The organism is Kitasatospora sp. NPDC004745 (genome assembly GCF_042873275.1).
GTDB lineage: Bacteria > Actinomycetota > Actinomycetes > Streptomycetales > Streptomycetaceae > Kitasatospora.
On the sequence record NZ_JBIALK010000002.1, the window covers coordinates 185,644 to 209,730 of the forward strand.

Annotated in this window: 24 protein-coding genes and 3 tRNA genes; 16 read left to right on the forward strand and 11 right to left on the reverse strand. The window is 68.9% G+C overall.

The window, feature by feature from the left end; genetic code table 11:
• Window positions 1-93: 93 nt before the first annotated feature.
• Window positions 94-390 carry a hypothetical protein gene (locus ACFYUY_RS04265; protein ID WP_387898648.1) on the reverse strand — a complete coding sequence of 99 codons (297 nt, stop codon included), beginning with the start codon at window positions 388-390 and terminating at the stop codon, window positions 94-96.
• 238 nt (window positions 391-628) lie between these two features.
• Here ACFYUY_RS04265 and ACFYUY_RS04270 point away from each other — a divergent pair.
• Together ACFYUY_RS04270 and ACFYUY_RS04275 are read left to right on the forward strand one after the other, a co-directional pair.
• A tRNA-Asn gene (locus ACFYUY_RS04270) sits at window positions 629-701 on the forward strand.
• A 60-nt stretch (window positions 702-761) separates the two neighbouring features.
• Window positions 762-834 (forward strand) — tRNA-Asn (locus tag ACFYUY_RS04275).
• Window positions 835-997: 163 nt separating this feature from the next.
• Here ACFYUY_RS04275 and ACFYUY_RS04280 read toward each other — a convergent pair.
• Both ACFYUY_RS04280 and ACFYUY_RS04285 read right to left on the reverse strand, forming a co-directional pair.
• The gene (locus ACFYUY_RS04280; protein ID WP_360210080.1) at window positions 998-1,744 is read right to left on the reverse strand and encodes a trypsin-like serine protease; all 747 of its coding nucleotides are present in this window, start codon (window positions 1,742-1,744) and stop codon (window positions 998-1,000) included.
• A 115-nt stretch (window positions 1,745-1,859) separates the two neighbouring features.
• On the reverse strand, window positions 1,860-2,723 hold the full coding sequence (locus ACFYUY_RS04285) for a hypothetical protein (protein ID WP_360210078.1): 864 nt from the start codon (window positions 2,721-2,723) through the stop codon (window positions 1,860-1,862).
• 187 nt (window positions 2,724-2,910) lie between these two features.
• Between ACFYUY_RS04285 and ACFYUY_RS04290 the strand changes: the two genes are divergently transcribed.
• Window positions 2,911-2,984: transfer RNA gene (locus ACFYUY_RS04290), tRNA-Ile, on the forward strand.
• 243 nt (window positions 2,985-3,227) lie between these two features.
• Here the strand turns inward: ACFYUY_RS04290 and ACFYUY_RS04295 are convergent.
• Window positions 3,228-4,814 carry a tyrosine-type recombinase/integrase gene (locus ACFYUY_RS04295; protein WP_387897716.1) on the reverse strand — a complete coding sequence of 529 codons (1,587 nt, stop codon included), beginning with the start codon at window positions 4,812-4,814 and terminating at the stop codon, window positions 3,228-3,230.
• A 508-nt stretch (window positions 4,815-5,322) separates the two neighbouring features.
• Between ACFYUY_RS04295 and ACFYUY_RS04300 the strand changes: the two genes are divergently transcribed.
• Together ACFYUY_RS04300 and uppS are read left to right on the forward strand one after the other, a co-directional pair.
• A complete protein-coding gene (locus tag ACFYUY_RS04300) occupies window positions 5,323-6,243 on the forward strand; it encodes a recombinase family protein (RefSeq protein WP_387897718.1) in 921 nt (306 codons plus the stop codon).
• Window positions 6,231-6,980, forward strand: coding sequence for a polyprenyl diphosphate synthase (uppS, locus tag ACFYUY_RS04305; RefSeq protein WP_387897721.1), 750 nt, complete (start codon window positions 6,231-6,233; stop codon window positions 6,978-6,980). The genes ACFYUY_RS04300 and uppS overlap by 13 nt, the downstream gene beginning before the upstream one ends.
• 26 nt (window positions 6,981-7,006) lie before the next feature.
• On the opposite strand, the gene ACFYUY_RS04310 is transcribed toward uppS, so the two are convergent.
• Both ACFYUY_RS04310 and ACFYUY_RS04315 read right to left on the reverse strand, forming a co-directional pair.
• Window positions 7,007-7,804 (reverse strand): hypothetical protein, encoded by a 798-nt coding sequence (locus ACFYUY_RS04310; protein WP_387897724.1) that lies wholly within the window; start codon window positions 7,802-7,804, stop codon window positions 7,007-7,009.
• 12 nt (window positions 7,805-7,816) lie between these two features.
• A complete protein-coding gene (locus ACFYUY_RS04315) occupies window positions 7,817-8,350 on the reverse strand; it encodes a hypothetical protein (protein WP_387897727.1) in 534 nt (177 codons plus the stop codon).
• Window positions 8,351-8,570: 220 nt separating this feature from the next.
• On the opposite strand from ACFYUY_RS04315, the gene ACFYUY_RS04320 reads away from it, so the two are divergent.
• The 4 genes from ACFYUY_RS04320 (at window position 8,571) to ACFYUY_RS04335 (ending at window position 12,256) form a co-directional block, all read left to right on the forward strand.
• Window positions 8,571-8,741, forward strand: a complete 171-nt coding sequence (locus ACFYUY_RS04320) for a hypothetical protein (RefSeq protein ID WP_387897730.1) — start codon at window positions 8,571-8,573, stop codon at window positions 8,739-8,741.
• A gap of 124 nt (window positions 8,742-8,865) precedes the next feature.
• On the forward strand, window positions 8,866-10,143 hold the full coding sequence (locus tag ACFYUY_RS04325) for a ParB/RepB/Spo0J family partition protein (protein ID WP_387897732.1): 1,278 nt from the start codon (window positions 8,866-8,868) through the stop codon (window positions 10,141-10,143).
• Window positions 10,144-10,282: 139 nt separating this feature from the next.
• A complete protein-coding gene (locus tag ACFYUY_RS04330) occupies window positions 10,283-11,230 on the forward strand; it encodes a hypothetical protein (RefSeq protein ID WP_387897735.1) in 948 nt (315 codons plus the stop codon).
• 834 nt (window positions 11,231-12,064) lie between these two features.
• Window positions 12,065-12,256 carry a hypothetical protein gene (locus ACFYUY_RS04335; protein WP_387897737.1) on the forward strand — a complete coding sequence of 64 codons (192 nt, stop codon included), beginning with the start codon at window positions 12,065-12,067 and terminating at the stop codon, window positions 12,254-12,256.
• A 464-nt stretch (window positions 12,257-12,720) separates the two neighbouring features.
• On the opposite strand, the gene ACFYUY_RS04340 is transcribed toward ACFYUY_RS04335, so the two are convergent.
• Window positions 12,721-13,404, reverse strand: a complete 684-nt coding sequence (locus tag ACFYUY_RS04340; protein ID WP_387897740.1) for a hypothetical protein — start codon at window positions 13,402-13,404, stop codon at window positions 12,721-12,723.
• Window positions 13,405-13,887: 483 nt separating this feature from the next.
• Here ACFYUY_RS04340 and ACFYUY_RS04345 point away from each other — a divergent pair, with 483 nt between their 5' ends.
• Genes ACFYUY_RS04345 through ACFYUY_RS04355 form a run of 3 tightly spaced genes read left to right on the forward strand, consistent with a single transcriptional unit; the run spans window position 13,888 to window position 16,508 of the window.
• The gene (locus tag ACFYUY_RS04345) at window positions 13,888-14,547 is read left to right on the forward strand and encodes a ParB N-terminal domain-containing protein (RefSeq protein ID WP_387897742.1); all 660 of its coding nucleotides are present in this window, start codon (window positions 13,888-13,890) and stop codon (window positions 14,545-14,547) included.
• Entirely contained in the window at window positions 14,544-15,983 is a 1,440-nt protein-coding gene (locus ACFYUY_RS04350; protein ID WP_387897745.1) for a ParB N-terminal domain-containing protein, read from the forward strand. The genes ACFYUY_RS04345 and ACFYUY_RS04350 overlap by 4 nt, the downstream gene beginning before the upstream one ends.
• 15 nt (window positions 15,984-15,998) lie before the next feature.
• Window positions 15,999-16,508: a hypothetical protein gene (locus ACFYUY_RS04355; RefSeq protein WP_387897748.1), complete on the forward strand. Its 510-nt coding sequence runs from the start codon at window positions 15,999-16,001 to the stop codon at window positions 16,506-16,508.
• Between the two features lie 76 nt (window positions 16,509-16,584).
• Here ACFYUY_RS04355 and ACFYUY_RS04360 read toward each other — a convergent pair whose 3' ends face one another.
• Window positions 16,585-16,866, reverse strand: a complete 282-nt coding sequence (locus ACFYUY_RS04360; RefSeq protein ID WP_387897750.1) for a hypothetical protein — start codon at window positions 16,864-16,866, stop codon at window positions 16,585-16,587.
• Window positions 16,867-17,892: 1,026 nt separating this feature from the next.
• Between ACFYUY_RS04360 and ACFYUY_RS04365 the strand changes: the two genes are divergently transcribed.
• Together ACFYUY_RS04365 and ACFYUY_RS04370 are read left to right on the forward strand one after the other, a co-directional pair.
• Complete coding sequence (locus tag ACFYUY_RS04365; RefSeq protein ID WP_387897753.1) at window positions 17,893-18,429, forward strand: hypothetical protein; 537 nt, start codon at window positions 17,893-17,895, stop codon at window positions 18,427-18,429.
• Window positions 18,429-19,964 carry a terminase large subunit domain-containing protein gene (locus ACFYUY_RS04370; protein ID WP_387897756.1) on the forward strand — a complete coding sequence of 512 codons (1,536 nt, stop codon included), beginning with the start codon at window positions 18,429-18,431 and terminating at the stop codon, window positions 19,962-19,964. The genes ACFYUY_RS04365 and ACFYUY_RS04370 overlap by 1 nt, the downstream gene beginning before the upstream one ends.
• A gap of 53 nt (window positions 19,965-20,017) precedes the next feature.
• Here ACFYUY_RS04370 and ACFYUY_RS04375 read toward each other — a convergent pair whose 3' ends face one another.
• Window positions 20,018-20,707: a hypothetical protein gene (locus ACFYUY_RS04375; RefSeq protein ID WP_387897759.1), complete on the reverse strand. Its 690-nt coding sequence runs from the start codon at window positions 20,705-20,707 to the stop codon at window positions 20,018-20,020.
• Between the two features lie 93 nt (window positions 20,708-20,800).
• Here ACFYUY_RS04375 and ACFYUY_RS04380 point away from each other — a divergent pair, with 93 nt between their 5' ends.
• Together ACFYUY_RS04380 and ACFYUY_RS04385 are read left to right on the forward strand one after the other, a co-directional pair.
• Entirely contained in the window at window positions 20,801-21,121 is a 321-nt protein-coding gene (locus ACFYUY_RS04380; protein ID WP_387897762.1) for a hypothetical protein, read from the forward strand.
• 542 nt (window positions 21,122-21,663) lie between these two features.
• On the forward strand, window positions 21,664-22,008 hold the full coding sequence (locus ACFYUY_RS04385) for a hypothetical protein (protein ID WP_387897765.1): 345 nt from the start codon (window positions 21,664-21,666) through the stop codon (window positions 22,006-22,008).
• Between the two features lie 78 nt (window positions 22,009-22,086).
• Here ACFYUY_RS04385 and ACFYUY_RS04390 read toward each other — a convergent pair.
• Window positions 22,087-23,018, reverse strand: a protein-coding gene (locus ACFYUY_RS04390; RefSeq protein ID WP_387897768.1) for an IS5 family transposase whose coding sequence is annotated in 2 segments (ribosomal slippage) — window positions 22,087-22,682 and window positions 22,682-23,018 — 933 coding nt in all. Because the reading frame shifts where the segments join, the coding sequence is not laid out codon by codon here.
• 210 nt (window positions 23,019-23,228) lie between these two features.
• Entirely contained in the window at window positions 23,229-24,059 is an 831-nt protein-coding gene (locus tag ACFYUY_RS04395; protein ID WP_387897771.1) for a hypothetical protein, read from the reverse strand.
• Between the last annotated feature and the right edge of the window lie 28 nt (window positions 24,060-24,087).

A 24,087-nucleotide genomic window follows, 5' to 3' on the forward strand; every position in this document is an offset into this window, starting at 1 on the left:
TCAGCGGGGCCCCCGGCGCGTCCGGGCCGGGCGAGGTGTTGCCCGTTCGGAACGAGGCCGGGAGGCCCCGTTCGCCCGGGCGTCACCCCCGCGTCACGGCCGGAAGGTACCCCAGCCGTCGTCCTCGGGCCGGGACCGGTTGAAGTACGGCACGCGGTCGGTGACCGCGTTCGGCAGCCGGTCCCCGACCTTGTCCGCGACGGCGCCCGCGGCCTTCCCGGCGACCGAGCCGGCCTGTTGCCTGGCCCGCTCGGTCGCGCCCTGCACCGCGGGGTTCTGGGCGATCTGCCGGGTGACCTTGGCGATCTGCTCGTAGCGCTGGCGCCCGGCCCGCGAGCCGAGGACGTAGCCGGCCGCGAACCCCGCGGCCAACGACAGCTTCCACATGATCGGATCCACCCTCTCCTGGCGGCCATCTGCCGCATTGCCCTACCCGTCAGTCGGGACGGCGAACCGTCCGCGCCCCCAGCATCCCCGGGGGCCGGGCCCGGCGCGCGCCGGGCGCGCCGGGTGGAGCCCGGGCCGCCGGGGAAAGCGATTGGCGGACCACCCCCCCGAGTGCGCTAATGTATGTCCCGCAGCGAGCGCCGCGGAGCCCGGGGAAACCGGGGGCCGGGGCGGGAGCCGATCCCCCATAGCTCAATTGGCAGAGCAGCCGACTGTTAATCGGCAGGTTATTGGTTCGAGTCCAATTGGGGGAGCTCAGGAGAGGCCTGGTGAGGGCCCTCCTCCTGTGCGTGGTGCGCGGTTGGGCACCACGATCCCGCATAGCTCAATTGGCAGAGCAGCCGGCTGTTAACCGGCAGGTTTTTGGTTCGAGTCCAAATGCGGGAGCTTCACCGGCTCCGCCCGGTGACTGCTCAGAGCGAAGGCCCCTCGGACGACCGGGGGGCCTTCGTGTTGTCCTGGCTCGGCTCCGCCCGGTGTTGCCTTCGTCACTCCGTGGCGTTCGGGGGGCCGGGGGTGCCCGGCCCCCCGGCCGGGGCGCCCCGGTGGCTCAGGTGGTCGCCTGCTGGTAGAGCGTGGCGACGCGCTGGTCGAAGGTGACGCTGTACGAGGTGCCGTCGGTCTCCCCGCCCTCCTGGTAGCCGCCGATCACGCCGATGACCGAGCCGCCGCCGGTCACCCAGGGGCTGCCGCTGGTGCCGTCGGTGTAGCCGCCGCAGTCGAAGCGCTCCTGGGTCGGGCTCTGCGAGCGGGTCGTGACGGTGCAGGTGATCGGTTCGTCGCTCTGGTTCGGGTAGCCGGTCACCGAGACGGACTGGCCGAAGCCCTGGCCGGTGGCGATCGGGTTGCCGCCGACCGCGTCCTCGACCTGCCGGTCGTCGACCGGGCTCACGGAGACGAAGGCCACGTCGTACTCGGGGTCCTCGTCGGAGACCCAGCGCGGGTCGACGGTGATCCGCTGGACGGGCCAACTCCCGTAGGGGGAGTAGCCGTTGCGGTAGCCGGGGGTGAACACCAGGCCGTCCAGCAGGCCGATCCGGCGGCTCTGCACGCAGTGCGCCGCGGTGACCAGCAGATTGTGCTTCGGGCTGCGCACGACGCTCGCGGTGCAGGCCCGGGGGCCCTGCGCGGTGTGGATCGAGAGGGTGCCGATGCGGTCGCGCGCGGCGTTCTGCTGCGCGACCTCGGCGGTGGGCGCCCGGTCCTGTCCGCCGCACGCGGTGCCGGCCGCGACCAGCAGGGCCGCCAGCGCGACCGTCCGTGCCGCGTGCGCGGGCCGTATCGGGCGGGGGGCCATCGGGGCTCCGTCTCCTCGGGGGCGGGTGCCGGGCTCGTGCGTTCCGCCGTTCGAGAGGAAGATCTACCAGGCCGTGCCCGGCGGCGCCACCGCCGCCGGGGCGGGTGCCGTCCGGCTACCCGGTCGCGCGGTCGTAGAGGGCCTGGACGCGGTCGCCGAAGTAGCTGCTGTACGAGGTGTCCGGGGTGTCCCCGCCCTCCTGGTAGCCGCCGATGACGCCGACCACGGTGCCGGTCCTGGTGTTCGGGTCGAAGTCGGTCACCCAGGGGCTGCCGCTGGTGCCGCCGGTGTAGTCCGGGCAGTCGATCCGCAGCTGCGTGGGGCTCTGTTCGGTGGTCGTGTTGGAGCAGGTGATCGGGACGTCGCTGGTGCCGGGGTAGCCGGTGACCTTCACGGGCAGCCGGTAGCCGCGGTTGACGCCCAGGGTGTTGGCGCCGAGCACCTGCTGCACCTGCTTCCCGTTCTGGGCCTGGACGACCGCGAAGGCGACGTCCACGTCCGGGTCGGCGTGGTCCTTCCAGCCGTCGTCGACGGCGACGGACAGCAGGGGCCAGACGCCGCTGGGGGTGTCGCCGTCCCGGTAGCCGGGGACGAAGACGAGGTCGCTGCGCTGTCCGAGGTCGAGGTCCCAGACGCAGTGCGCGGCGGTGACGATGAGGTTGAGGCCGGCGCTGTCGACGACGCTGGCGGTGCAGAAGTGGTCGCCGTCCGCGTTGCGGGTGAAGACGGCGCCGACCAGGCCGTTGAGCACGGTGGGCTTCGCGGTGCGGGTGACGCCGGTGCGTCTGGCGACCGCGCCGCGCAGCCGCTGCCGGCTCCAGCCGTGGCTGCTGACGGCGGCGGCCGGTCCCGAGGTCGCGGCCGGCGCCGAGGTGACCGTGGGCGTGCCGCCGCCCGGTCCGGCGGAGGTCGTGCACCCGGCCGCCAGCAGTACCGCCACGAGCGCCCCGGCCGTCGCTCCCGTCCCACGCACCGTCATCCGTCCAGGCTGCCCGCGCGGACGCCCGGACGCCAGCCGGACTGCACGGTCCGAAGAGGCGCACACCCGTGCGCACCCGTGTGCGCCCCCGGCGCGCACCACGGGTGATCGACCGGCTATGCTGCCCGGGACGGCCTTTCGGGGCCGTCTGCTGCTGCCGTGGCCGATGTCCGGTGCGCGGCGAACCGGGGCGGTAGCTCAGCCGGTTAGAGCAGGGGACTCATAATCCCTTGGTCGTGGGTTCGAGTCCCACCCGCCCCACCCCTGATCGACCACCAGGGTGCCAGCAAGAAGTGTGCTCTGACCAGCGAAAACGTTCGCTCCTGCGACTGGAACTGTAGGCCAAGACCTAGCAGCAAACCGGGATGCCACGCTGGATTTCACCCAGATGGGAACGCCATGGGAACGGGTTGACGCTGAAGTCGTTCCCTGGGAACCATCGAGCAGATCCCAGCGTGAGATTCACGAGGCACGCGGGCCCCATCCCCGCGCAGAATTGATGCCTCAGACGCCGACTGCCACCCGGATCCGCTTCCTCTTGGCTGCCCGCTCGCGCCGTGTTGGGTCGGCGGCCTTCGAAGCGGCCTCCGCTGCCGGCGTCACCCGGTTCGCTCGGGGCACCACGGCAAGGGTCGCCTCGGCCTGAGCATGCTGGAACTGGGGGAACACCGAGGTGTAGGTGTCGGCTGTGATCTGGATCCCGGAGTGCCCCAGCAGCTCGGAAATGTCCTTCATGGACATGCCTGCGGCGTTGGAGATGCCGGCTGTTCCGTGCCGGAGGTCGTGTAGGCGGATGGGCGGCAGTTCTGCCTTCGTGATCAGCAGCTCGAACCGGTGGGTCAGGTAGTCGGGGTGGTGCGGCTCCCCGTTCTCCTTGGTGAAGACCGCGCCGGTGTCCTTCCAGAGGTCGTCCTTGTGGGCCTCGTTCCAGGCTTCGCGTTCCGCGGTCTGCTGCGCCTGCCACCTCCGGAGCAGCTCTACTGTTTCGCGGTCGATGGTGATTGTTCTCACACTGTCGGCCTTGGGGTCCTCCTTGAAGACCTTGCTGGCGATCGCGACCACTTGGTGGGAGATGTGGATGGTGCGGGCTTCGAGGTCGATGCTGGACCACTGGAGGGCGCAGCCTTCGCCGCGGCGGAGTCCGCGCAGGGCGAAGAGATGCCACAGCGGGTAGAGGCGGTCCCCTGCGACGGCGTCCAGGAAGGCCCCGGTGAGTTCGGGCGTCCACACCATCACGGGCGACGGGCGTTCGCCGGTGCGGGCCCACTCTGCGACCCGGATGGCTGTCCAGACGAGCGCCTTGGGGCGCTTGTACGTGGGGAGCTCGACCAGGGCGGCCCAGTTCCGAACGACTTTCAGTGCCTTCACGGCGTCTTCGAGGGCGGACGACAGTGTGGCTTTGATGCGGTGTTGGGTCGGGGTGTCGGTTATGCGGTGAAGCTGCTTGCGTTCCGCTGTGAGGCGGGCCTTGGCTTCGTTCCAGGCTGCTCGGGCTTCGGCTCGGGCGTCGCCGGGCGGCGTCTGGCGCCATATCAACCCCTTGGCCTGGGCGTCCTCGGCGAGTGCTTCGACCTGGGCTCGGTGTGCGTCGCGCCGCTCGTTCTCATCGTTGATCGCCTTGAACATCTCCCGGATGTGATCTGCGTCGAGTTCGATGAGCGGTACGTGGCCGATGTAGTTGCTGATGTAGAGCCGGATGTGTCGCTCATACCCTGGGACCGTGGTCGTGGCCAGGTCTTGCTTCCCTTCGAGCCACTTGGCCATGTAGTTCCCGAGCGTCTCCTTCGAGAGGACCTTGAGGCCTGCGCGGGACTGTTCGTAGGTCGTCTTGGCGGCCGCAGCAGCCTTCTTCTGGGTCTTGAAACCGCCCCGGACGGCGCGCTGGCGCTTGCCGCCCACCTTGGTGTCCAACTCGATGCTGTAGTACCAGGAGCCGTGGTCGCGCCGGTTGAGCAGCGGGCACGATTTGTCCAGCGGGCCGGTCAACTGGTTGCCCGCGGGATCCAGCTTCGGCGTGCCCTTGAGCGGCCCACGCTTGTGGAGGAGCGGCCCGTGGCAGCCGCATCGCTTGTATGTCTTGTCCTCGAACAATTTCTCGCCCCCCATAGGCGTCGTTCGGTTACTTTAAGTTAGATAGGTGATGTTTTAACGTGCTTTAGCTGGTCCCCGAACGACCTATCTTGCCCCAGGCGGGTGACAGTGCCGTATGCTGCGGAGCAGTTGTGCGCGGGGGAGAAACGCGGCAGCTGTGACAACTGCAACAACGGCAAGTTCGGCGGGGTCCGGTGTCCTGACTCTGCGTGAGCTTCTTGATCTGCCAGCCATCGTCAACGTTGAGACGGCTGCCAGGGCGCTCGGTATCGGCCGGAACAAGGCGATGGAACTGATCCGCTCGGGCGACTTCCCGGCTACGACGCTTAGGCTGGGAGCGACCACGAAGGTTTCCACGGCGTCGCTGTGGGAGGCCCTCGGGGTGCCGATGATGCTCCGGTAAGGCGATGCCGACCGCGCTCAAGATGGTGGCAACTTAACTTCAAGTTGCCGCTGTCTCGGTCGGGGTTGGCGGATGCGCGACAACAGCAACGGCTAGGTAGGACCCATGGCGCCACGGATGTTCGGCTTTGAGGACAGCTCCTTCGAGCGTCTACGCGCGTCTGAGGTGCCGGGCGTACAAGGCGCCGCCTCACGGCGCCGCCTGCGCCAGTCCAAGGCCGCGATTGCCGAGTGGATGAACAGCGAAGGCTTTCGCGGCACCCGCGGCTCGGACTGGACGACCATGACGGTCGGCCGCCTGCTCCGGACGCCAGAGATCGCCGGCCTCACCCGGGGCGACCAGGGTGAGCTGGTGGAGAGCGGCAAGCCGGCCATGATCACGCCGGAGGAGTTCCACGAGATCCAGGCGATCGACGCGGAGGCCGCCGTCGAACCGCGTGAGGACACCTACGAGTACCTCTTCACCGGCGGCCTCGCGATCTGCGGAGAGTCGGGCGACCCGATGGCCTCCGCACGATCGAACGCCGACACACCCGGCTACCGCTGCGAGGTCTGCGGAAAGACGCGCATCGCCGCCGCCGTCCTGGAGGACTACGTTGGCGAGCACGTCCTCGCCGAGCTGCTCCGGCCCGGTGCGCAGGAGAGGATCGAAGCCGCTCGTGTCGAGCGGGCCAAGCAGGCTGTTGAGGTCCGCGCGCAGGTCGACCAGTTGAAGAAGGCAGCCAGCGAACTGGCCGACTCTTACCTTGCGGGAGAGGTAACTCGCCAGACTCTGGTTGCGGTTGAGAAGCGGGCCGCCGAACAGATCAAGCCCCTGCGCGCGCGGCTGCGCTTCCTGGAGCAGGTCGTCAACGCGCCTTACCTGACCGATGTCGATGGCGCGATCAAGTGGTGGGAGCATGCGCCCGCCGCCTCGAAGCGCGCTCTGGTAGGTCTCTTCGTCGACGCCATCGAGGTCAACAAGGCGTCCGCGCGGGGCGTCAGGCACATCGAGCCCGGCAGAGTGGTCCTGAGATGGCGCGGCTGACCCCGGATGCGGCCGTCCAGTCCGACGGCCCGCCGGCCACGGACCTGAGACACCTGGGCATCATCGTCGACGGAAGCCGTCGGTGGGCAAAGGCCCGCGGGCTGTCTACCTCAGAGGGGCACCGTGCCGGAGCCGAGAAGGTGCATGAGGTTCTCGGCTGGTGCTCGGCGAGCGGCATCCAGGTCGTCACGCTGTGGGTTCTGTCGGTCGCGAACTTGCGGCGGTCCGTTGACGAACTCGCCCCGCTGCTGGGCATCATCGAGGACCTGGCACTCGACCTGCATTGCGACGGCCGGTGGGACGTCCGGCCGATCGGGGACTTCGGATTGCTTCCCCACCGCACGGCCGCCATCATGCGACTGGTGGCAGGCGCCGAGAATCAGCAACCGGGCGGGGTACAGGTCAATCTGGCAGTCGCGTACGGCGGCCGGGAGGAGCTGCTCGGGGCCTTCCGTAGGACAGTCGCCGAGCTCGCCGCCCGCGGCTACGACGCGGATCAAATCGCGGATGCCCTCGAGGAGCGGGACATCGCGAGGCACCTCTACACCAGCGGCCAGCCCGACCCCGACCTGGTGCTGCGTACCTCCGGCGAGCAGCGGCTCAGCGGCTTCATGCCGTGGCAGGGCTTCCAGAGCGAGCTGCACTTCTGCCCGACGCTGTGGCCTGACCTGACGAAGCAGGACTTCGTCGGGGCGCTGGAGTCGTACGGGCGCCGCCTGCGCACCCGAGGGGTGTGAGTACAAGCGGCGCCCGGTGCTGTCGATCAGTCCGCAGGCCCGCAGGCCTCGCCAGCCGGTCCCGGCGGCGTACGGCGCAGCGCGGAGGAAGCCGAGATCGACAACCCCACGATCAGCGCCACGATCGCGACGCCTGCCAGGGCAGGAGACAGCTTCTGCTCCAAGGCGAGGGACCAGGGGCTTCCCGTGGTGTAGCTGATCAGGTAGGACCCCTTGCTTGCGCCGTAGGCCATGCCGAACAGGGCTGCGACCGAGGCGATGCGCAGGCCGATGGCCTGCTGGCGACGGCCGGCGCGGGCGTTGATCGCACCGGCCTTGAGGCACAGGAACGTCAGTTCGGCGCAGGTGACGGCCACGTACGACAGGTACACCAGCAGGTAGGCCATGACAGTCCGGTTGCCCGCGAAATCGGTGGTGTAAGTGATGTTGGGCGCGTCGTCGGAGGCGGCGATGAACAAGGGGACGAGCGCCGCGGTGACGCCGCAGCCGAGGAAGATCCGGTATCCGACATGGGTGGGCACCGCCCACTGCTCGTACGCCCAGTCGACCAACATGATCTGCAGGCTGCAGCACCAAGCGACGGCGCATAGGTGCGCACCCAACTTGGCGATGTTCGGCACGCCGGTCAGCGACCCGACCACACTCGCGACGGCGGGTACGGCCAGCAGCACGCCGATGGTGACCACGGCGAAGGCGCTGGCCCGCGCCCACCGCGAGATGCCGGAGCTCTCGTCGTAGCGACGGCGCCACGCCACCCGTACGTTCATTGCGGTCGCGCCCAGCCCGACAGCGGTGCAGAGCCCGAAGATCAGGGCATCGCCCACCGATTTGCCTCCTCAGTTGTCGGCAGCCCGAGCCGCCATGTCGGCGTCGCTTCGCCGACCTCCTCGTCGCCGGCCAGGCCGTGTCGGCTCCGGCGCCAGCTCCGGGACTACCGGCACCTCGGGGACCGGAGGAACCCCGGGGGCGTGCCGGGCGCGGATCTCCCGGGCGGCTGCGAGTAGGTCGTCCACGGCCTCGGGGCCGAGGTCGGCGACGAGTCGTACGGCCTCCCGAAGCCCCGGCTCCTGCTCGAAAGCGGTCAGTCCGGTGAGGTCGTCCCAGCCGGGGAGCAGGTAAGCCGACGGGGCATCGAACGCGCGCGCGACCGCGACGAGCGTAGTACACGGAGGATTCGCCTTATTACCATTTAGTAGATCGCTGATGACCGCGTGCGACAGCGCGGGCTTGTCTCCGGGGGCGGGCGCGGTCCGTGCTGCCAGCTCACGAACGGTCGGCCTGTTCCCGAGTGCCGCGGCTGTGCGGCGCAGCAGATACTCGAGCTTGGAGGCCAGTGTCGTCGGCGGGGTGGCCGCAGGCTGCCTGCTCATCACCGTGCCCGGCGCCTTGACGCACTCACCGTCTGCACTGATGTCCCCCTCCGGGGTTTGTTAGCCTTCGTTGACAATCGGTAGTCCACGATGCAAGCTACCGGAAGGCCGTTGATCATGATGGCCCGGGGGCGTGCTGCCGAGGCTGTAGCCGGCAGCTCCGTGGTGCGCATCTTCACTGACGCGATCCGCAGCCGAGGGCTGCGAGGGGGAATTCCTGATGATCGACCGCGACCGCGTGCTGGCGCGCGTTCAGGAGGCCGAGAAGTCTGGTCGCCCGGTGCTGGGGGGCGCCGCCGCGGACCGCCTGCTGTGTGCGTTGGCCCTGGTGGATGTTGCGAGCGTCGATGATGAGGCCGGGGAGGGCGGATGCGGCGGCCGGGCGCGCTAGCTCAAACCCGGCCTGACCTGCGAAAACTTCGAAATCCGGGTTGCACCCCCCTCCTAATGCGGATAAAATTAATTCATAAGGAAAGGGGGGGAGGAGCCCCCCACCTCTTGGAGTGGAGCCCGAAGTGACCGTCAAGACCACCACCGTCGGCAAGACCGCTGCCACCAAGGCGGCGACCCGCAAGCCGACCGCTCGCAAGGCTGCCACCCCGAAGGTGACCACGGCGGCCGCCCCGGCACCGGCCGACGTTGCCGCGGTGGCCGCGGCGACCCCGGCCGCTGCGACCAGCCTCCCGGGCGTCAGCGACGCGATCCTCGACATCCCGGTCGACCTCATCCAGCGCAACCCCAGGCAGCCCCGCGAGTACTTCGAGACCGCCGAACTCATGGAGCTCGCCGCTTCGATGGCCGAGCGCGGCCAGCTCCAGCCCGCAATCCTCCGGCAGATCGGCTGGGGCGCAGACGAGCGGTACGAGCTTGTCATCGGCGAGCGCCGTTGGCGCGCCGCCAAGATGAACGGCGCCGAGACGCTCAGGGCCGTCCTCACCACGACCGAGTACACCATCAGGACCTTCAAGGATCAGGTCGCCGAGAACCTGAACAGGGCCGACATGACCCCGATCGAGGAGGCTCGGGCCTTCCGGCGGATCCTCGACGATGAGGACGGCGCCACCCCGGAGAGCGTCGCCCGGGACTTCGGCAAGACCACCCAGTTCGTCAACCTCCGCCTCAAGCTCCTCGACCTGGTCCCCGAGGTCGCCGAGCAGGTCAACCGGGGCGCCATCGGCACCCAGGCCGCCGTCCAGATCTCGCAGCTGACCCCGGCCAATCAGGCCGCAGTCCTCAAGAAGTGGGCCCGCGGCGACTTCCCCACCGAGAACGACCTGGTCCACTTCGCTTACCAGGTGAAGGAGCAGCAGAACCAGCCGTTCATCCTGGCGATCGAGGACCTGACGGAGGAGCAGCGCGCCGAGCGCGAGACCGCCCAGCGCGCGACCCGCAGCAAGCTGGACAAGACCGAGCGCACCATCGCCGACCTCGACGCCCTCAGCAAGATGACGCTGCCCGAGCTGGTCATCGCCCTCGACGGCCAGTTCGGCGCCCGCCTGGAGCAGCTCGACCGGCTTGGCAAGGCCCTGGCTGCCGCCCGGTTCCAGGTCAAGCAGGCCAAGTCGGCGGCCGACGCCCGGCAGATCGCCCTCAACCCCGATGCAGTCGCCCCGAACCTGACCGGCAGCCAGGACGCGCCGGTCACCCCCACCGAGCCGGAGCGCACGGCTACCGAGGAGACCCCCGTCGACGCGAAGCCCGCAGCCGACGAGCAGGACCCGACCGACACCGAGTCCAGCACGAAGGAGGGGGGCGCGGAGAAGGCCGAGGCTGCCGTCGACCTGGCCGCCTGACCGGACCGCACGCGGGGCGGCCCACACCGGGCCGCCCCGCCCCGTTGCGCGCCCCCCGCACGACCAGCATCACCAGTGCAGACCCATCCCCTACGCCCGCCGGCCGCCGCCGCCGGGCACCCCAGCCCGAAGGAGAGCTGTGAAGATCCGATCGGCCGAACGAGCCGCCCTCGACGGGGCGGTCTGCGACGGGCGTGACCTGCGCCTGCCCGCCCAGCTCGGCGTCGAGCAGTACGCCAGGGTGAACCGGCTCCTGGTCGCCGCCGGCGGCCGGTACGTGCCCGGCCGAGGGGCCCACGTCTTCGAGCGGGAGGCGGCTGCGGTGCTCACCGAACTCCTGGCGGCCGGTGAGGTGAAGACCATACGCGAGCGCACCGTCGAGCGGCAGATGTTCCCCACCCCGACGCCCCTGGTCGAGCGGCTGATCGACCTCGCGCAGGTGCGGGCCGGGCAGGCCGTGCTGGAGCCCTCCGCCGGAGACGGCGCCATCGCGGAGCGCCTCGCCGCCCGCGGCGCGATCGTCGACTGCATCGAGCTGGACGCCGACTCTGCCGCCCGCATACGCGCCGGGGAGTACGCGCGAAGCGTCGTCACGGGCGACTTCCTCAAGCGGCCCCGCCGACCGGTCTACGACGCGGTCGTGATGAACCCGCCGTTCGCTGGCCGGCAGGACCTGCGCCACGTTGAGCACGCCGAGGGCTTCGTCAGGCCAGGCGGGGCGCTGGTGGCGGTCATGGGCAACGGGATCACGGGCGACAGTCCGCGCCTGGTGCGGTTCCGCCAGCGGGTCGAACGGCTCGGCGGAGAGTTCCAGCACCTTCCGGCGGACGCCTTCCGGGAGAGCGGAGCCCGCGCCAGGACGGTGGCGGTCCGAATCCCGGTCCCGGTCGAACTGAACGCCCCTCCGCCGCCCCGGATGCCCGAGGTCCCGAAGTGGCAGGGGCTCACCCCGAAGGACTTCGGGCGGCCGGAGAGGCCTCACCAGGACGGCCTGTTCCTCCTGGGGGACGCTGATGAGCTGGGGACGCCCCCGTTCGATGCCCTCGGATTCGGTGTGCCGCTGCACCAGGCTGTCGCCCAAAGATAGGTGGCAACTTAATCGAAGTGCTATGGTCATCTCGTTGCCGAGGTGACCGCCCCATCCGGGAATCTCGGCAACAGCGCCATGGCAACGCGGCGCCCTCACAACGTGCCTGACGGGCGGCAATCCCCCGCGCCCCACCCGCTCAGACACCGGCCTCCAGATGAGACCACGCAGGGCACCGCACCCCATGAACCGGACCCGCCCCACCCACTCCTGGGGCGGGTCCTCGCGTACCCGAAGGAAACCGCGTGGACACCTACGAGGCGGACGACGCCCTGGACCCTGAGCTGTACGGACGGGTGATGACCGAGCGGTACGGCCCTCTACGAGCCCTGATCGCAGAGAGCGCCCGCCCCGCACTCGCAGCGCCGACTCGCCCCATGTCCCGTCGCCACAGCGCCCGATGGCCCGACCCAAACGCTGCCGAACACCGAGCCGTGCTGCTGCGCGCGCTCAAGTCCCGACCGAACGGAACCCGAATGACTACTGACCAGGAACCCGACCGTACCCCGCCGTCACCTGGTGCCATCTGGTGTCGGGCCTGTGACTCCTGGTGCGACCCCGTTTCCAGCCTCTGCCGGTGCAACAGCCGGTGAGCGCACACCAGGTGATCCCAGGACAGGTCTACCAAGCTTGCCACCCACTAGACGAACAGCGACGAATCGAGGTGCTCGCCGTCACTGGAGACAGAGTCGATGTCGCCACCCTCGGTGCGGGACCGAAACGGCAGCGCACCATCACCGCCGGCGCGCTGCACTCGAGCGGCACCACCCGCACCGGCACGCAGCGCCGGACCGGATACCGCCTTCTGGAGCGAGGGGAGGGAGGCCAGCCGCCGTGACCAGGGCAACAGCCAGCACCATCACCGACGATCAGCTCGACGACCTGTACGACCGCCTCGACACAGCACGCGACATGATCGACTCGGCATGCGAAGTGTTCTGCAGCTGCGCCGAACTCGTCTACCGGTTGTGCGCGGGCACCATCACGCCCGAGCAGGCGCGAGCCGCCGACGACGCACGGGAGTAGGGCTGCAGTAGAGCGAGGCCAGGCAGCGGGGGGGGGCGGGGGGGGGGGCGCCCCCCCCCCCCCCGGGGGGGGGGGGGGGGGGCGCCCCCCCCCGGGGGGGCCCCGCCGCGCGGGGGGGGGGCGCGCGGGGGGGGGGCGCCCCCCCAGGGGCGGCGGGGGGGGCGCCCCCCCCCCCCCGGGGGGGGGGGGGGGCGGGGGCGGCGGGGGGGGGGGGGGGGGGGGGGCGGGGGGGCCCCCCCCCCCCCCCCCGCTCTTCGTTCGAAAGGGCGGGCCGAACGGCGAGTCGTGACCGCGGCTGCGGCTTGTGGACCGGAGAGGTCGCGTGCCCCTCCGAGTGGCGTTCCACCAGAGGCAACTCACACCCCCGGGCGGGACCAGCGTGCACCGCCACGACCGAGCTGACCAGAGGGCGCGAGGTGCAACGACGGGGGCGCGCACCTGCCGCCTTCGCGCCCCAGCGTCACCTACGTGTTTTTCACCCGGAGCTGGTCGTCGGGGTAGCCGAGGGAAGGAATCGACGACGCGACCAGCTTCCACGCTTCCCACGCCAGCCTGTACGCGAGGACGACTACCTGCATTGCGGTGGACACCGGCGGCGGATTCGGGTCGACGCGGGTGGTCAGGTAGTACCGGTGGATGGTGTGAGCGGTGGCCGTGCTGCCGCCCGGTAGCTTCCCATCTGCCTCGGCCCGCTCGTACGTGGCGACGATGTTGGACGTCCAGTTGCCGGGGATGTCGGCGTAGTGCCGATGGGAGATGCTCACGGCCGTGAGCCGCACTGCCTCCCAAGCGGCCTCGACTGCCTGCCGAGGGTCTGTTGCCGCGAGAGCGCAGGCGCTCTCGAATCCATGGCCGGCGACCAGTCTCGGAGGGTCTTCCTGTACGTCGGTCAGCCACGGCGGGATGTCCGTACGCGGCTGCGGCGGCCGTGCAGCCGCGGCCCAGAGTCGTTGTGCTACCACTTCGTTGCCGGAAAGCGCCTTCACAATCCCCGACGTCACGGCCCAGGTCGGGGTCTTTCGCCCGGCGAACGCCCCGCTGACGGTGGTCTTCCCGAGGTGAGCCTGAGCGGCGATCTGCCGGACGGTCGGGCCACCAGCCGCGACGCGCAAACCCGTGAGGTAGTTGGTCAGGTCCACAAGAGTCATCGCGCCTCCAGCGCACCGAGCGGTCGTCGGCCAAGCGTAGAAGACCGGAAAGCCGCTTGGCCCGTGTTGTCCGGCGCTGTCCGGACAACGACCGCGGCATGGTCAACTCCCTGTCCGGACAGGGCCCGGAAGCGATCTCCTCGAACCACGGACCAGCCCCTACCCAGAGGAGACTCTCGATGCTTCACGCGATCACCGACCCCGCCATGTGCCTGCTACTTGTTCGTTGCACGGCGTCGGCGTGCCGCTCGGCCAGCAACGCCGTGATGCTGTGGCTGGCCTTGCGCGGGAGCGAACCCAGGCACCGGCCCCAGATCATCACCGCGCTTCGCGCTGGCCGAGTCGGCCACCCCTCGGCGCTTCTCGACTCCGGCGAGCACGAGCCGAACGGTTCGCGGGAAGAACGTAGCCCGGGAGTGAGCAGCTGATCGTTTAGGCTGTTGCGGCGTAGGGCGCGGGGACTCGGCCTACGGAGGACCACTCGTGCCTGACCCGATCGATCGGATCGTCGACGATCTCCTGCCCAACGCCGTTCCCATCGGCGACCTGAACCGCTACTACCGCAACCCACGCCGAGGCGACGTCGCAGCCGTCGCTGAAAGCCTCAGCGTCAACGGACAGTTCAAGCCGATCGTCGTCAACCGCGGCAGCCACACAGGCCGCCTGAACGAGATCCTCGCCGGCAACCACACCCACGAAGCTGCTCTCCAGCGAGGCTGGGAGCAGATCGCCGTCACCTGGGTCGACGTGGACGACGAGGCCGCCGCCCGCATAGTCGTCGTCGACAACCGCACCAGCGACCTGGCGGGCTACGACACCGCGCTGCTCGCCGACATCCTCTCCGACCTGCCCGACCTCGACGGCACCGGCTACGACCAGGACGACCTCGACGGCCTCCTCGACGACGTCGAACTGCCCGGCGCTCTGGAGCTCACCAGCGACGGCGCCGGCACTGGCGAGAAAGCCACCGTGGACTACCTCCAGTGGGGCTACATGCAGTGGTCCTCCACCCGGGTGCGGATCACCGCGGAGGAGGTGCAGGCCCTCGACGCGTTGCACGAGAAGTTCGTCGAGGACACCAACGGCGACTTGGGCTTCGGCTGGCACCTGATGCAGCTCGCGCACAAGCAGGCCGCCGCGTGAGCATCCCCACCACGGTCTTCCACGAGGCCTACCCGCTGGCCGACCTGCGCCCCGCGGACTACAACCCGCGCCGCCTCAGCCCCGAGGCGTTCGAGCGGCTCAAGGCCAGCATCGCCCGCCACGGCATCGTCAAGCCCGTGATCTTGAACCAGAACGGGACCTTGGTCGCGGGCCACCAACGAACCAAGGGCATGACCGCGCTCGGGATCACCCACACCCCCGCCGTGATGCTCGGCACGACCGTCCGACTCCAGGACGAGATCCGCTTCAACTTGCTCCACAACAAGGTAGAGACCGAGTCGAGCGTCGTCCACGCCGACCCCGGCGAAATGGGCCAGTGGACCTGGGTACCGTGGCAGTCCATCCGCGTCGACGAGCAGAAGAACGCGTCCTTCGTGAATGCGATCGGACAGATGTGTGCTGGCCACGGGCCCTGGGGCTCCGTGGTCATGGACGACCAGGGCAGGATCGTCCTCAACTCGGAGTACGCCGTTGTCGCCGCGGCGCACCGCTTCGACCTCCTCGCCTGGACCGTCCCGTCCCCGGACGCCCTCCAGCTGTACACCGACCTCACCGGCGAGTACGGCGTCTACGACTGGACCGCCATCGAGGACAAGGCCCCGGTGTGGAACCAGCACATCGTCCAGCCGAAGCGCCTGCGGCAGCGCAGCTCCAAGGCCAAGTCCGGTCCCACGTACGGCTCCGAGACGTGGGAGAAGCTGGTGCTGCCCTGGCTCCAGCCTGAGCAGCGCGTCATCGACTTCGGAGCCGGCCATGGCGACTACGCCAAGATGTTGCGGGGTAAGGGCTTCGCGGTCCTCGACTACGAGCCCTACCGCACCGCGCCCGGGAAGTACGCGGTCGACATCCGGGCCGTCGTCGGCCAGATCCGTGCCCTGCACCGGGACGTTCGCGACCACGGCCTCGCCGATATCGTTGTCCTCGACAGCGTCATCAACGCCACCACCAGCCTGGATTACCAGCACTGGGTGCTCGCAACTGTCAATGCTCTGTGCGCCAAGGACGGTGTGGTCTGCCTCGGAACCCGCGGGCTCTACAAGGAACTCCAGATGGAGAACGCCAACCGGGCGACCACCGGCGGTGCGGTGAACATGTCGTTCCTCGATGACAACAACGTGGAGATGAACTTCGTCCAGGGCAAGTGGCAGAAACTTCGCTTCCACACCCCCGGGACGCTGGAACCGCTCCTGCGCGCCTACTTCGACGACGTCCAGATCCGCGACGCCGCCGACTCCAATATCAAGGCGGTCTGCCGCAGCCCCAAGGCCCTCGACGAAGCTGACTACCGAAAAGCCTTCGACGAAGAATTTAACATGCCCTATCCGAACGGCTTCCGCCACGACAAGCATCATGAATTGGTGGAAATGTTGATAAAATTGGTAATGGAGAGGAATTCTCTCATGAATAGCGAATAGGAATGAGGGGCGGCCTTGGCTGACCAAATCCGCGTCGAGATACTAGCCCGCGACGACTACAGCATCATGTGGCTCGCGGGAATCCGAAACGTCGCGCTCGACCAGCACTGCTTGCGATCCTTCGGCCGGCCAGACCGCCCCGCGGTCCGGGCGCACACCAAGCTCCAGACTATCCACCTGGCCAGCAGCAACCCTCCACTGGCCTGGTACCTGTGCGCCCTGCCCATCCCGTGGAACTGGTCTGCCAACGCGCACCTTGCGTTCGAGCTCGCCCCCGGGTACCACTGGGACGGGCCCGCCCTGGTCCCCGGCCTCGAAGTGCGACTCCGTGGCGCGCGGCCGATCACCGGTTGGGGGCCGGACAACATTCCCGCCGACGAACCCCGCCGACAGCTGCGAGGCTACGCCACCTGCCGAAACTGGCAGTTCGCTCACTGGTTGCGCCAGAACCGCGACGCCCCTGACGCCCCGCCGCCGCACCCGCTCCCGGCTTCGGCAGGACCTGAACAGATGCGACTGCTCTAACGGCCGACCGCAGGTTCGACGGATAGCTCGCCACAGGTCAGGGGGCCGGTCAGCCGACCGGCCCCCTGACCGGGGGCTACGGGCGCCGGCGGGCGGGACTCACCCGGCGGGCCGCCGAGCGCCGACTGGTCGGACGCGCGGCCGCCTTGGTGCGCCTCTGACGCAGCCGCCGCAGCTCGACCAGGCGGCGCGCGGACTTCCGGGTGACGGTCCCGCGCGGCCTGAGGGCCTTCCGTGCCTGAGCCGCGGCAAGGGTCCGGCGACGCAATGCCTGCGCGGCCAGGTCGGCGGCTGCTGCACAGAGTCCGATGAGCTTGAGCCCCGCTTCGATTACCGCCGGGTCGGCGAAGAAGTTCATGAAATTCCTCCGAGTAGGGATTTACCGGGAGGGTGTAGAACTCAAGCGGCTACGGAGTCCACCCTGAAACGACCGGCCGCACCGAGAGGGCCGGGTGCCCTGGGGATGCGAGGCCGAGCCAACCTTGTAATTCCGCACGCGATTGCCAAGGGCTCGGGAATGGCTGGCGTGGCTGGTGGATGGCGCTGGTCGGGAACATCGTCCAGCAAGGGGGCCTGGCTGGGAAGGATGATCGCGGAGAATAACTGATTGAAGTTCCGGGTAACGGCTGCGGCAGAAAACAGTAGGGCGTGCGCGCCGCCAGCCCGAGAGTCGACCTCCGGTGCTCGGGAATCCGCTGGGCGTTCGGGTGCGGTAGGCACGTTGAGGTCGAGAACGAAGCTAGAGCTGACGGTGGGGAGGGCGTCGACCCGGCGTTGGCCTTCAAGTACGGCATCGCCCAGGCGGCGCAGCGCATCGAAGACGGTACGCGACTTCCCCGACCCGGTCGCGGCGGTGATGATCACCAGAGGCGCGGAGCGAGAACCAGCGGGAGTCGTCGAGCGGGTCCGCAGCATCGCGTCCACGGCGATAGCGCGGGTCCGCGGCTCTGTGTCGAGCCGAGACCACGCCTTGAGCTCCTGCATGACCGCGTCGGAAGTCACCCGCCCAATGGTCGACAAAGAGGCAACGTCCGCCTGAATATGGACGCGTTCGACCCCCTGAGTCGAGTGCGGGTCGGTGGGTGCAGGATGAGCCGCAACGAGCTGGTCTATCCAGCCGGACAAGTTAGCCGATGTAGGCGCCACGAAACGCGAGCGGCCGACCTCAACCCAACGCGAGCGCCTGCCAGTTGCTGAGACGAGGAGCCCGCGAGCAAGAGCGGCGTCAGCCAACCGCTGCACCTCGTCCACCCGGTCACCTCCCAGGTTGAAGCATGCGTCGGTAGCTGACAGTAGGGCAAGTCTGCTGGTCGCGGGCGCGGGTCGGCGCGAGTGCGAGATCATTGAGGCGGCGCGGGGGCGCACCTGACGGAGGTTCCGCGTCATGGCCCGCCCCACGAAGGCGCAGCGCGCCGCGATCGCGCAGCGCCGTGCTGACGCCGTCGAGCTCAAGCTCGCCGGCGTCGACTGGCTGACCATCGGCCGGAAGCTCGCGGCCGACCCGACGATCAACAGCGACGGGCTCGCGTACCCGCAGGGCTACGGAGTCGAGCTGTACCAGAAGGGTAGGGAGGCGCCGGACGACGCCGCGCTGATCCGCTACGCCTGCAAGGACGTCAGCCAGGCCCTCCAGGAGCGGCACACCGAGCTGGACATGTCGGTGGACGAGCTGCGCACCATCCACCACCTTCGCCTGGAGCGGCTCTTCTTCGTCGCGTTCCGCCGAGCGGTGAAGGACGGGGACCTCCCCGCGGTCGACCGGGCCCTGCGGATCCTGGAACGGGACTCCCGCCTGCTCGGCCTGGACAGCCCGGTACGCACTGAGCTGTCCGGCCCGGACGCCGGGCCGCTGGAGGTCGAGTCGGCGACCGCCGACGAGCTCGCCCGGCTCATCGCCTTCGCCGAGGGCGGTGACGCCTGATGGCGATATCGGCGGAGCTGGCCGCCCGCTACCGGAGCCTGCCCGCCGATCGCCGCCGCGCGATCGCCGAGACCGCCTCGCCCGCCCTCCGCGCTGAACTGGTCGCCTTCGAGCGGGACATGGCACTACGCCGCTCGCCCGGCTCGATGGCCGCGCTGCTCACCGGCGGCCGGGAGATGCAAGCCGAGCACCTGGACCTCATCGACCAGGCCTTCGCGCGGATCGCCGCGGGGGAGTCCATCCGGCTGCTCCTGACGATGCCCCCGCGGCACGGCAAGTCCCGGCGCGCCGCCCGGTGGGCACCGCTGTGGTACCTGATGCAGCGGCCCGACCACCGGGTCATGATCGCCTCCTACTCGGCAGACCTGGCCGATGACCACGGCCGGTGGATCCGGGACGCGATCACGGCGTGGGGCGAGCAGATCGGCGTCACGCTCCACCCGGGCAGCAAGGCGGCCAACAGGTTCGACCTGCTCGGGCACGAAGGCGGTCTGGTGTGTGCCGGCGTCGGCGGTGGCCTGACGGGCAAGGGCGCCCACTTGGCCGTGGTGGACGACCCGATCAAGGACGACCAGGAGGCCCAGTCGCCCACGATGCGCAAGCGGCTGTGGGAGTGGTGGCAGTCCGTCCTCCTGACCCGCATCGAGCCCGGCGGCTCCGTGATCGTCATCCAGACCAGGTGGAGCGAAGACGACCTCGCCGGCCGCATTCTCGCCAGCGAAACCGCCGAGGACTGGATCACGATCAACCTCCCAGCCGTCGCGGACAGCCCGGACGACGCGCTCGGCCGAAAGGTCGGCGAACCGCTGTGGCCCGCCAGGTACGGGCGGAAGGCCCTGGCGAAGATCCGCCGCGCTGTCGGGGAGCGAGTCTGGTGGTCGCTGTTCCAGCAGCAGCCCCGTCCGCAGGAAGGCGGTGTCTGGCAGCGGTCGTGGATCGACCAGAACCGCATCACCGCAGTGCAGTTCGCAGGCCTTGACCTCGCCAGGGTCGTCGTTGCTGTCGACCCCGCCGGCGGGGAGAGCCTGGTCGGCGACGAGACCGGCGTGGTCGGCGTTGCGCTCGGCTACGACGACCACCTGTACGTCCTCGAGGACCGCAGCGCGAACATGGGCGCCAACGACTGGGGCCTCACGGCGTGCAGGCTGGCGCTGGAACTTCGGGCAGACGCCGTCGTGGTCGAGTCCAACTACGGCGGTGACATGGCCAAGCAGGTGGTCACGCAGGCCTGGGAGCAGCTCGCCCGGGACGGGCAGACCCGCGGGATGCTCATGCCGATGATTCTGGAGGTGACCGCCAAGATCGGTAAGCGGCTTAGGGCGGAGCCAATCGCGCAGCTCTACGAGCAGGGCCGAGTCCACCACGTTGGCCAGTACCCGAAGCTGGAGGGGCAGATGGTGACCTGGGTGGCTGGCATGGACAGCCCAGACAGAATGGACGCTGTGGTGCATGGCCTGACCGAACTGGCCGACCCGGACCAGCTCTCTGTCCTGCCGAAGGATCTGGACGACGGTCGGATGGCCGGCCGCCGCTGATTGCGTAACGGCCACAGTAGGGCTACCGCCACCGCTGTGGCCGTCACGGTCTGTCAGGTCTGGGAGGTGACCGCGGAGGAGTTAGGTCGGGCATAGCCGACAGCGTGAACCGCGCGTTCGACAAGGTACTCCCAAGCGGCCCACGTGCGGACAAGCCCGCGGTCGCTATGGTCGGAGACCAGCTCTTCTAGCTTGTTCATCTGCTTCGGTGCCCGAAACGCCGCCCATTCCAGTGCGTGGCCGTCTCGGATCCGTCCGTTGCCCAGGTTAGCCACGGCTTCCGTGATATGGGCTCGAAGATGCTTGACGTCGGCAGACGTGAGCCTCCAGCCGGTTGGACGCCCGCCTGATGTGGGAGGGGCTTGCTTTCGCAGCACCTTGTTTTCCCTGTTGGCCCTGAGGTCGACGACCTGGCTACAGCGGTCGAGGGATATAGGGAGCCAGCTGACGTACCAGGTACTTGGTTCGGCGCGTTCGGTGTTCAGCTCTATTCCTGCCCCTGGCACCTCTTCCCGAGCGATGGTCCAGGGGACTGCCCCGTTCTCGGGGTGGATGGTCACTAGCAGCTCAGCCCGAGCAGGGTCGATGCCGGTTGCCTCCGGGTGTTCTGGGTCGTCGGTAAGCCACAGCCGCGGTCGGGAGTCGAGCTGAGCGGCCTGGTGGCTGCGCGGTTCGAGCTGCCCCGAACGCTCGATTTCGCGCCACGTCGCAGCGGTCGTGAAGTGGTACAGAGTCAACGTCACCAGCCCAGTGTTGCGCCTCGTTGTGATCGTCAGGGAGGCAGGGCCCCGCTCGTGAAGGGGGCCCTGGCAAACCCGATGGTAGGTTGGCGATCCATGAAGCTGAGGGGGGCGCGGCTGATCGCCGTGGAGCTCGTGGGGGCCGTCGCAGTTGCTGGTGCGGTAGCCGGGGTCGCTGCTTCGGGGGACACCGCGAGCAGGCCGAACCCGAACGCGAGCGCGTCATGGGCAGCAGTGTTTGAGGTCAAGCAAAAGCGATCGATCGACGCCGGGAGATTCGCACAGGCGTTGATCGAGGGGCGGGGGTACGAGCGGTCGCAGGCCCTGTGCGCGGCAGAGTGGGCGAAGCTGGGGCCGCAGCGTCAAGCTGAGCTGGACGAGATCGCCTTCGACGCCGGCTGCACGTTCCAGCGATAGGACGGGGCTGGAGTCCTGCGGGTTCCTGGTTTAGTGCATTCGATAGTGCCGAACTATGCGCATGGATGGGGATTCACGAGCTACGGTGACCGTGGCTCATCTGAGATGAGCCAGACGAGCCGCCCGGAGGCCACCGAGCGGCCCGTCCTGGGCGCCATGAAGGCCCGGGGTTCTACCAGTGGCGGATAGGTGCGGCGATCCTGACCACCGCGTAGCTTATCTGCGCGAGGTTCTTGCCGCGGGTCAACCACTCGACCCCCCGGGCCTCATGGCCGTTTGGGTGCCGACCACTAGGCCTTGTCCGGGCGATCATGGTCGAGCCTCGTGACCCATGGGTCCTCTTGCCCTACCTGACCTCCAGCCTCCTAATGCTCCGACAGAGACGCAGCTGCGGTGCTTTCGCCAGAACTTCAGCCATGATCCACCCGATTGGATGAATCTTGCATGGCAGGTCCCCGTCACTGACTTCTTGATCTACTAACGTCGTGCCGGAGCTGCTCATAGCTCCTCTCAGACAACGCTTCGAGAGAACGGGACTTCTGATGTCTGCAACCGTTTGGAGCCAGGCGAACTTCCGCGGCCAGAGGAGCACGCTCACCGAGGGCCGCCACAGGCTGGCCCATGATGTGACCGACCTCATCTCCTCGGTCAAGGTCGCCGAAGGCTTCGAGGCGAAGCTCTACGACAACAATGACTTCACCGGCACCGAGTACCTCGTGAACCAGGACACTCCGCAACTGCCGGACAGCATCAACAACAAGGCGTCCTCGATCGTCGTCTACAAGAAGCCGGTCGCGGCGGCGGCGGAGGACAGCGAGGTGTACATCTTCTCCGCCGAGAACGGTGACAACTGGTTCTACTTCGAGGACAACACGACCGACGACTGACAGCCCCGGCGGGGGGCAACGGTACTCTCCCCCGCCCCAGTGCGATGCCCTCGGCCAGCTTGGGTTCCGTCCGGGCAATCATGTGCGGAGCCAGATGACGAGGGCTGCTGCGGTGACGGTGCCGAGGTAGACGTATCCACGTTTGTCGTATCGGGTGGCGACGGCTCTGGCGTGCTTGAGCTTGTTGATGGCCCGTTCGACGGTGTTGCGTTTCCTGTATCGCTCCTCGTCGAAGCCCGGCGGTCGCCCGCCGCGTGAGCCCTTGCGCAGGCGGGCGGCCCGGCTGTCCGTTTTCTCCGGGATACTGTGCCGAATGCCGCGCCTGCGCAGGTAGTCGTGACACGGCCCGTTGCTGTAGCCCTTATCGGCGGCCACGCTGTCCGGCTTCTTCCGCGGCCTGCCAGGACCGGCCCGCGGGACACGGATCTTCTCCAGTACGGGCTCGAACTGCGTGCAGTCCGCCCGCTGGCCCGCAGTGATGACCAGGGACAGCGGGCGGCAGCGGCCGTCCACGCTCAGGTGGACCTTTGTGGTGAACCCGCCCCGCGAGCGGCCCAGGCCCTCACCTCCCGCACCACCTCCACCAGGCGGGCGACGAGGCTCTGCCACGGCGTCTCGTCCTGGTGTTCTGTCGGCCCAGCCCCCTTTGACGAGAGAGCCGGTGGCGGATCGGTGCGGGCGCCGGCCGCGTGCTGATGGGCCCGCACGATGGTGGAGTCGACCGAGACGTCCCAGTCGATGTCGTCGGCCGCGTCCGCTTCCGCCTGGACCCGCTGGAGCAGGCGCTCCCAGGTTCCGTCGGCCGACCACAGCCGGTGGCGCTCATAGACCGTCTTCCACGGACCGAACCGCTCGGGCAAGTCACGCCAGTGCACACCGGTCCGCACCCGGTGCAGAATCCCGTCAATCACCTGCCGGTGGTCCCGCCATCGGCCACAACGCCTGTTGCTGACCGGCAGGAACGGCCGCAGCCGTTCCCACTCGGCATCCGTGAGATCTCCCCGCCCCATGCCCCGACCAACGAGTACGGCGGGTGATAGTCACATGATCGACCGGACAAGTCCTAGTCGTGATCTTCGTATAGATCTCCCTGAGCTGCTTCATCTCACCTCCTCTCATCGCTGCGCGAATCAAGGGGGCGTCGCTGGCACAAGGTCAGCGACAGGCGCCGCAGTAGGCCAACGTCCCGGTGCGCGTTGGGGAATCGCGTGAAAGTGTCCCTACGGCAGGTCTTCCAGACGGGCGAGGAGTCCCGCGGCCGTGGCCACCGCAGCGACTGCGTCGGCGCGCGTCCACGTGAAGTGCTCGGTGGTGCCGGCATCGTCGTGCGGGGCGCCGCTGCACAGGGCGTAGGCGGCCTGGATGAGCATCGCCCACCGGTCGGTCTGGTCGCGCTCTTGCGGCTTTTTCTTGGAGGCCGCGTCGTAGACCTTGGCGGTGCTGCAGGCGTCTCGTACCGCATCGAGCGCGGCCCGGGACTTGATGACCGCGCCCTCGAAGTCACCGTTGCGGATTGCTTCCTGGGCCTCGCGGATCCGGCGTGCTGCGGTGGCCCGGTCCTCGAGGTCAGTGATCGGCACGAGGACGTCGACGAACGCCCCCTGGTTGAGGCTGGCCAGGGCCTTGGCCCACTCACCGTGGGAAACGGTGATGGACTCCTGGACCTGGCGGGCGGGCCAGTGGCCGCCCCCGCTGAGGTCGGTGACGGTGAGGTCGGCGCGCAGGGTGAGGTCCTTGCCGGACCGCGCCTTCTCCAGGCCGTGAAGCTGGACGTCGGTCAGGGCGACGTCGAGGCCGACGTTCGTCCCGTGCTCGGTTGTCCCGATCGGCCAGGGCAGGGTGAAGTGTCCGAGCCACCCGCTGTGGCCCGGCAGGTCGGTGGCCCAGAGTGAGCCCGCGACGGCGTGCGGCGCGTTCGGGGTGAACACCCCAGTGGCCGTGCACTCCAGGTGCAGGGTGAGGCGGTGCGTGCCCCAGCCGGGCATGAAGCTGACGGCGTGCCGCGCGGTCTTGAAGCCCAGCGCGTACTTGTCGAAGATCGCTTGTGCCATCGTTTCTCCTTCGTTGAGGCGATGGTGG